1 protein-coding gene is annotated in these 1,300 nt (G+C 39.8%); it reads right to left on the bottom strand.

Going from position 1 to position 1,300, the window contains the following annotated elements:
* The coding region (locus ACQEXR_RS20155) for a hypothetical protein (RefSeq protein WP_427021037.1) at positions 1 to 502 on the bottom strand (502 nt) is incomplete at its 3' end.
* Positions 503 to 1,300: the final 798 nt, after the last annotated feature.

Genomic DNA, 1,300 nt, shown 5'->3' with positions numbered 1-1,300 from the left:
AAGAACCTGAATTGAGCAGATATTCACCCGAGTTTATATCTGATGACGCCGTTCTGATATTGATCTCGGTACTATTTAAACAAGCTAACATAACCGTTGGATAAGAATATGTATGAGCGGTTTCAGGGGAGAAAGATACATCAATAATTTCATTTGAAAAACTAACAACGGGATCAAAAGGAATAGGGAACTCAGTAGCTGTTAATTGAGTTATATCAACGCCATCTCGTACAAAGCTAACTCTATACTCAGTTGCTAAAGCAGAAGTCATTAATTCATCACTGCCAGACAACGTTACAAAAAGATCACTGTCATCAAGAATATATCCTGTAACCTCAGCATCGGATGAGCTTGTAGCTGATAATGTGAAAAGGGCCTGTAAATCAGACGCAGCATAATCACTGCTGTAACGAGTGACATTTGAGTCTGGATTTGAGGTGGTAGAGCCACCACCTCCACAGCCTGTAAGCAGCAATGGTATTAATACATAATAAAACTTCATAGTATTATCCTTCCTAGCCCAAATTATTTATCAAAGATAGAGTTTTCCATCACAAAAAATATAGGTATCAAACCAAGAGGAAAAAGCTCTACCGAAGCTACTAAGTCAAGGTTCATCGCTATTGAAGAACATAGTAAGACAGACCCACAACCAACCACATTATATCGTTTGAAATATCTTGATGAATGTACCCAGAACTTAGATCGAGGCCATACTTCCAAGTGAACTAAAATCACAACAATGCCCCCCAAGCATACTAGCAAGGGGGATACTGCTTCTTGAGCGATAATTGCAAATATTAGGATAAATGCATATACAATGAACCAAGGCTCTTTAAACGAACGAAACATATCTCATTCTTCTCCGGCTAACTAACATCACTTATTTCTACGCCGAAGTGATGCAATGACTTCTCGAAGTCCACCAACAACACATCCCCCTCCCAAAAGCCATATTATAAAAAATAATACAGTGCTTGATTCCTTGGATATGACATTTGTTTTCCCTAGCCAAAACACCCCCATAATAAGCAGCCAGAAAAGGAATGCTAACAACTGATATTTCTGACCTAATCGCATCCATATACCTTAACATCACAAAATTGAACACCAGCAGCAATGCCACTTCCAGGACCAACAAAGCCTTTACCAATTCCCGCCCCTTCTTGAGAAAAATCAGCCGAAACTCCTCCAGATAATAACCCCGCACCTCCATTAATAAACCTGATTACCACCGACTCTCAGCTAGCTTGAGAAGCTTTTCTGGCATAGGTGGTGCGCATACCGATGCTCTTAAAAG

The sequence above is a fragment of the Vibrio sp. TRT 2004 genome (assembly GCF_050113735.1).
Taxonomy (GTDB): Bacteria; Pseudomonadota; Gammaproteobacteria; order Enterobacterales; family Vibrionaceae; genus Vibrio.
This window is presented reverse-complemented; position numbering and strand designations above follow the sequence as displayed.